Source organism: Corynebacterium sp. AOP36-E1-14 (genome assembly GCF_052377495.1).
In the GTDB taxonomy this organism is placed as follows: Bacteria; Actinomycetota; Actinomycetes; order Mycobacteriales; family Mycobacteriaceae; genus Corynebacterium.
The window spans coordinates 72,410-78,919 of the sequence record NZ_JBQSWV010000016.1 but is presented as its reverse complement, the minus strand read 5'-3'; the positions used below and the strand labels follow the sequence as shown (position 1 = coordinate 78,919).

At 68.0% G+C, this 6,510-nt stretch carries 4 protein-coding genes and 1 pseudogene; 3 read left to right on the top strand and 2 right to left on the bottom strand.

All coding sequences use genetic code 11. The annotated features are described in order from the left end of the window. Window positions 1–198: 198 nt before the first annotated feature. Both ACT3TD_RS09060 and ACT3TD_RS09055 read right to left on the bottom strand, forming a co-directional pair. On the bottom strand, window positions 199–1,275 hold the full coding sequence (locus tag ACT3TD_RS09060; RefSeq protein ID WP_441579281.1) for a tyrosine-type recombinase/integrase: 1,077 nt from the start codon (window positions 1,273–1,275) through the stop codon (window positions 199–201). 153 nt (window positions 1,276–1,428) lie between these two features. Further along, window positions 1,429–2,751: pseudogene (locus ACT3TD_RS09055) on the bottom strand (amino acid permease). A gap of 129 nt (window positions 2,752–2,880) precedes the next feature. Here ACT3TD_RS09055 and mmuM point away from each other — a divergent pair. The 3 genes from mmuM (at window position 2,881) to ACT3TD_RS09040 (ending at window position 6,490) form a co-directional block, all read left to right on the top strand. Further along, entirely contained in the window at window positions 2,881–3,795 is a 915-nt protein-coding gene (gene mmuM / locus ACT3TD_RS09050) for a homocysteine S-methyltransferase (RefSeq protein WP_301443727.1), read from the top strand. 93 nt (window positions 3,796–3,888) lie between these two features. Continuing rightward, entirely contained in the window at window positions 3,889–5,388 is a 1,500-nt protein-coding gene (locus tag ACT3TD_RS09045; RefSeq protein WP_301443728.1) for a GntP family permease, read from the top strand. Between the two features lie 22 nt (window positions 5,389–5,410). Beyond that, window positions 5,411–6,490, top strand: a complete 1,080-nt coding sequence (locus ACT3TD_RS09040) for a Gfo/Idh/MocA family protein (protein ID WP_301443729.1) — start codon at window positions 5,411–5,413, stop codon at window positions 6,488–6,490. Window positions 6,491–6,510: the final 20 nt, after the last annotated feature.

Here is a 6,510-nt window from a genome sequence, read left to right as displayed (position 1 = left end):
CGGGCTGGTGCAGACCGGGCACGTCAGTGAGGAACACCTTCCGAAGGGCGTTGCTGCGTCGAACGATGAGCTTCTGGATGAGCTGCGCCGCCGCCTAAGCTGACCGCGCCCGGGTGCATACGTCACTGCTCGTGTGGCAAATCTTCCACATGAACGGTCCGCCCCGAACTTGTGGGGCATACCCTCCCCCACCAGCGACTAAAGACCGTCGAAAGCGTCCGCAATCTCGTCCAACGCACCATCAAACAGGTCCGAATAGGTGTCCAGCGTCATGGCCGCCGACGCGTGCCCCAACTGACGCTGCACAGTCTTAGGGGTGGCCTTCATTTCGTTCACCATGATCCCTGCCGCGACGTGACGTAGACCGTGCGCCGTGACACGCGGGAACGTCGCATCATCCGCCTGACAACGCTTCACCGCAGTATCCAACCACTTCCCATGCCCCGGGGGCTTCAGCGCCGTGCCGTCCCCCTGTGCCCACACCAACTCGGCGGGAGCTTTCCCCTCTAGCTGTGGCGCGATGAGATCCAACACCCGATGAGACACCGCAACCGTCCGGGCCTCGTGAGTCTTCGGCGTGCCCAGAACAATCCTCCCCCGCACCCTCACCGCGTTCTGCCGGATATGCAACCGCCGACGCTTCACATCCACGTCCATCACCCGCAGGCCCGCCAACTCACCCCACCGCAACCCCACGGTCCCCAGGGTCAGCACAATGTCCGGGTGAGCGCTGTTCCCCGCCAGGGTCTGCAACTGCCCCCACGACAGGTACACCCGCCTAGCCGGCGGCTTCGCGGGCAGCTTCACCGCCCCCACCGGGTTTGAGTACAGCAGCTTGTCCCTCACCGCCCGGTCCATGACCTGCTTCAGTTGAGCGACCGCACGCCGCTTCGTAGCCGTACCCGCCTCAATACCGTGCGCCCACTGCTCCACGTCCCCCGCCGTAACCTCCGACACGCGAACCTCACCCCAACGCGGGAGGACATGCACGCGCCACGTGGACTCCGCGAGAGTGAACGTTGACGGCTTCAGGTGTGTCTGCGACTCAAGCCATGCCGCACCAACCTTCCCGACAGTCCGGTTGCCGCGCGTGGGGTCGATGTAGCTTCCGGTGTTGCGCTCCAACAGGTTCTCGGCGGCCCAATGTTCCGCAGCTTTCTTGGTGACGAAACCTGTCTTGGTTCGACGCTTGCCGGACGGATCGGTGTACTGCACTCGGTATCGAGGCTTCCGCTTCGCCGGGGGCGTGTTGTCGGTTCCGCTGAGGTACTTCATGATTGACGACATGACCTAAAACCTACCAAAACCTACGCGTCAAACCTACGTCAACACTGAACTAATGTGCAGTTCATCGCACTGTGCGCATGTGTTCAAATACTGTCAGTCCATCCCGCACCCACCGCCACACTCACCGCCGCACCCAGTCCCTCAGGCCCGGAACACCCCGGGCCCGTGCCGCCAGCGGTAGTACGCCAGGCAGGCCAGCGTGAAGGGAACACCGAAGTACAGCGACGCACGCTGCGACGGGTCGAAACCCACCCCGATCAGCGAGGCGACCAACAGCACCAGCGCGGCGACGGGCACCCAGGGGAACAGCGGCGAGTGGTAGGCCAGGTCCTCGACCAGCCCTCCCGTGGCGGTGTAGCGGCGGCGGAAGGCGATCTGGGAGGCGGCGATGGCGATCCACACCGCCACCACCGCGAAGCCGGCCACGGAGACCAACGCCAGGAACAGTGAACCGGGTGCCACCACGCTGGACAGCAGCGAGGCCAGCCCGCCGAGCATGGACACGCACAGCGCGAGCATCGGGATCCCGCGCCGCGTGGTGCGTGCCAACGCCGCCGGTGCCTGCCCCTCGGAGGCCAGCGAGTGCAGCATGCGGGTGCAGGAGAACAGTCCTGAGTTGCCGGCGGACAGCAGCGCGGTGATGATCACGAAGTTCATCACGTCGGCCATGTGCGGCAGGCCGACGACGTCGAAGACGGTCACGAACGGGCTCTCGTCCAGCCCGGCGGTGGAGTAGGGGATGATCGCGGCGATCACGGCGATCGCGCCGATGAAGAACACCGTCAGGCGGAACACCGCGGTGCGGATCGCCTTCGGGATCGTCTTCTCCGGGTCCTTGGTCTCACCGGCGGCGACACCGATGAGCTCGGTGCCGGAGAATGCGTAGAACACCGCCAGGGTGGTGATCAGGATGCCGCCGATGCCGGTGGGCAGCAGTCCGTCGGGGGTGTTGAAGTTGCCGAGCCCGATCGCCCCGTCCGACAGCGGGTTGATGCCGATGATGGAGGCCGCGCCGACCACGATCAGCGCCACCACGGCGATGACCTTGATCAGGGACAATCAGAACTCGGACTCGCCGAAGACCTTCGAGGACACCGCGTTGAGGGCGAACAGTACGGCGGCGAACACCGCGCACCAGACCCACACCGGGACGTCCGGGAACCAGCGTTGCATCAGGATGCCGATGGCGGTGAACTCGCTGCCCAGGGCCACGGCCCAGCACAGCCAGTACAGCCAGGCGGTGGTGAAACCCCAGGCGGGGCCGAGGTTCCGGGTGGCGTACACGTGGAATCCGCCGGAGACGGGGTACACCACGGCCAGCTCGCCGAGGCACGTCATCACCAGCCAGGCGACCAGCGCGCCGATGCCGTAGGCGATCACCGCGCCCAGCGGTCCCGCCTGGGAGATGGTGTAGCCGGAGGACACGAAGAGCCCGGAGCCGATCACACCGCCGAGTGCGATCATGACCAGGTGGCGCGAGGCCATGGTGCGTTGCAGCCCGGTGTTCGAAGTTTCCGGGGGTTCGGATCTGTCCGGGGCGTCCGAGGAGACTGTCATGGCTGACACTCTACGGTCCGGTCTACAGTGGACCGGATGACAGACCCCTTTCTTCCTCGAATGATTCTCGACGGTGGCCTCGGCACCCGCCTGGCCGACCGTGGCAACGACGTCACCGGTTCGTTGTGGTCGGCGCAGATCCTGCGCGACGACCCGGCGGAGGTCACCGCCGCCCACCGTGACTTCTTCGACGCGGGTGCCGACATCGCCACGACCTGCTCCTACGAGGTCACCGTCGACGGTCTCGTCGCCGCCGGTGTCTACGCCTCCGAGGCGCCGGACGTCGCGGAGTCGCTGCTGCGCCGCAGCGTCCTGCTTGCCCAAAAAAGTTCGCAGGACGCAGCGGGCGACGTGCTCGTCGCCGCGTCCGTCGGCCCCTACGGCGCGGGCCCGGGGCAGGGCACGGAGTACGACGGGGACTACGGGTTGAGCACCGCCGAGCTGGCGGCCTGGCACCGGCGTCGCATCGAGATCCTCGCCGACACTCCGGCGGACGTCCTGTTGGCGGAGACAGTCCCGTCGATCCGCGAGGTCGAGGCGCTGGCAGGGGAACTCGACCGGGTGGGGCGTCCGGCTCTGCTCAGCGTGACGGTCGCCGCCGGGCGCGACGGGGTGCTCAGCGACGGCACGGATCTGGCGGAGGTCGCCGCCGTGGCGTCCGGTTCCTCGGCGATCCGCGCGGTCGGGGTGAACTGCGGGTCGGCGGGGGACGTGCTGGCCGGCGTGCGCCGGCTCGCCGAGTTCACCGACCTGCCGCTGATCGCCTACCCCAACAGCGGTGAGACCTGGGACCACGTGAACCGGGTGTGGGTGCCGCGCAGCAGTGAGGGCCCGGGCCTGCTGGAGAGCGTGCCCGACCTGTTGGACGCCGGGGTGCACGTCATCGGCGGCTGCTGCCGGGTAACCCCGCGCGAGATCACGGCGCTACGCGAGCTCGTGTCCGCTCACTGAACTCCCACTGACCGGAGCGGGAATCCTCCGACACATCAATAGCCCTACCGTGGTGCAATAGACGCTTATGGTGAACGTGTAACCTGGCTCTCCATGTATGATTCACCAGCTTATTTGGTTGGGGTTCTGGCGGTGTCGATCGTCCTGCTGATCTTCCTGATCAACTGGCGCACGAAACTCCACCCGTTCCTCGCGCTGTCCGTCGTGTCCTTCTTCGCCGCCGTCGCCGCTGGGCTGCCGCTCGCCGACATCCCGGAGACCCTCATCGACGGTGCCGGGGGAACCCTCGGCGAGACCGGCCTCGTCGTCTTCCTCGGCGCGATGCTCGGCCGCCTGCTCGCCGACTCCGGCGCGGTCGGACGCATCGCCGACCTCGTCGTGGAGCACAGCTCGCCGCGCACCGCACCCTGGGTGATGACCGGCGTGGCCTTCCTCATCGGTATCCCGATGTTCTTCGAGGTCGGCCTGGTCGTGCTCATGCCGGTGATCTACGGCGTCGCCCTGCGTCTCGACGTGGCCGCGGGCCGTCCGAAGACCTGGTACCTCAAGATCCTCATCCCCGCGATCGCGGCGCTGAGCTGCCTGCACGGCATGCTGCCGCCGCACCCCGGCCCGACGATCGCCGTCAACGGGCTGGACGCCAACATCGGCCTGACCATCGGCCTGGGCCTGCTGTGCGCGGTGCCCGCCGTGATCCTCTCCGGGCCGGTCTACGGTCACTTCATCGCCCCGCGCATCTCCCTGGAGCCCGACGAGAAGCTGGTGCGCCAGTACACCGGCACCACACCGGCGCAGCTGGAGGCCGACACCGCGGCGCCCACCGCGGGCGGCACCGGTGCCGCAGCGTCCGGCCCGGACGGCGCGGACGACTCGGACGGCGCGGTGGCCACGGAGCCGCGCCGCGGCGAGGAGTCCGGCAACGTGCTGCGTCCTGTGCCCACGTGGCTGGCGTTCGTGTGCGTGCTGGTGCCGGTGGTGCTCATGCTCTTCGAGACGGTGGTGGACCTGGTCGCCCCGGACTCGGCGCTGAAGACCCCCGCCGCACTGCTCGGCGAGCCGGTCATCGCCATGTTCATCGGCGTGCTCTTCGCCGGGGTGGTGCTGTCCGCGGCATCGAAGATGAGCGGTGCGGACGTGAAGAAGTCCTTCGGCAACTCTCTCGGCTCGGTCGCCGGTGTGGCGCTGATCATCGCCGGCGGCGGCATGTTCAACTCGGTGCTCAAGACCTCCGACATGAACGACGCCATCGTCGACGTCGTCTCCGGCATCGACATGAACCTCATCGTGCTGGGCTGGCTGATCGGGCTGATCCTGTCGTTCTGCACCGGTTCGGCGACGGTCGGCATCGTCAGCGCCACGGGCATCCTCGCCCCGCTGGTGGTGGGCATGCCGTCGGCGTACGTGTCCCTGGTGGTCATCGCCATCGGTTCGGGTTCGGTGGGTCTGAACTGGATCAACCACGCCGGATTCTGGTTCGTCAAGGAGTCCTTCGGCATGACGCTGGGCCAGGCCACCAAGACGCACATGACGGTGCAGACCCTGGTCTCCGTCTTCGGTCTGCTCATGGCGCTGCTGATCTCGGTGTTCGTGTAGATCTTCGTGTAGAAGGGGAGCCATGAGCACCCCCATCAGTGCCCCCGTCCGTACCGCCGTGATCGGCTTCGGCCTGTCCGGACGTATCTTCCACGCCCCGTTCATCGCCGCCGACCCCGCCTTCGAGCTGCGCGCGGTGGTCACCACCGACGGTGCGCGCCGCGCGGCCGTGCGCGAGGAGTACCCGGACGCCGAACTGCTGGACTCCGCCCAGGACGTCTTCGCCCGCGCCGACGCCTTCGACCTGGTCGTCATCGGTACGCCCGGGGACTCGCACGAGGCCCTGGCGTCCGGGGCGCTGGACGCCGGGCTGCACGTACTGCTCGACAAGCCCTTCGTGCTCACCGCCGCGGCCGGGCGCGCGCTGATCGCGAAGGCGCGGGACGCCGGGCGCGGGGAAGGACGCTGCCTCACCGTGTTCCAGAACCGGCGGTGGGACGGTGACTTCCGCACCGTGCGTTCCCTCGTCGAGGCCGGGGAGTTTGGGCAGGTCACACGGTTCGAGTCGCGTTTCGAGAAGTTCGAGCCCACCCCGGGTGAGTCCTGGCGCTACTCCGGTCGGCCCGTCGACGGCGCCGGGGTGCTCTTCGACCTGGGGTCGCACGTGATCGACCAGGCGTTGCAGCTCTTCGGGCCGGTGGATCTGGACTCGGCGCCGGACTCGATGCACGTGGAGATCGACCGGCGTCGGCCGGGCACCAGCGCCGACGACGACGTCTTCCTCGCCCTGCACCACACCTCCGGGGTGCGCTCGCACCTGTGGATGAGCGCGGTGCGTCCGAACCCGGGCCCGCGTTTCCAGGTCGTGGGCTCTGCTGCCGGCTACACCAGCTGGGGGCTCGACGGTCAGGAACAGGCGTTGAAGGACGGCCTGCGTCCCGGCGACGCGGGCTTCGGCGTGACCCCGCCGGAGTCGTGGGGGACTGTGTCCGGCGAGGCCGCGCCGCGCACGGTGGAGACGCTGGACGGTGACTACGCCGCCTTTTACCGGGAGCTCGCCGTAGCGATCCGTGGGGAGGGGCCCGTGCCGGTCGACCCGGCGGGCAGCGTGGCGGTGCTCGAGGTCATCGAGCGGGCGCTGGCGGTGGGGTGGCCGGAGTAGGGTTTCCGTCTCAATGTCTT

Bases quoted from the DNA above. Each gene is read 5' to 3' on its own strand.
- ACT3TD_RS09045 (WP_301443728.1), top strand. From the start codon at position 3,889: ATGTATGATTCACCAGCTTATTTGGTTGGGGTTCTGGCGGTGTCGATC.
- ACT3TD_RS09040 (WP_301443729.1), top strand. From the start codon at position 5,411: ATGAGCACCCCCATCAGTGCCCCCGTCCGTACCGCCGTGATCGGCTTC.
- ACT3TD_RS09060 (WP_441579281.1), bottom strand. From the start codon at position 1,275: ATGAAGTACCTCAGCGGAACCGACAACACGCCCCCGGCGAAGCGGAAG.
- mmuM (WP_301443727.1), top strand. From the start codon at position 2,881: ATGACAGACCCCTTTCTTCCTCGAATGATTCTCGACGGTGGCCTCGGC.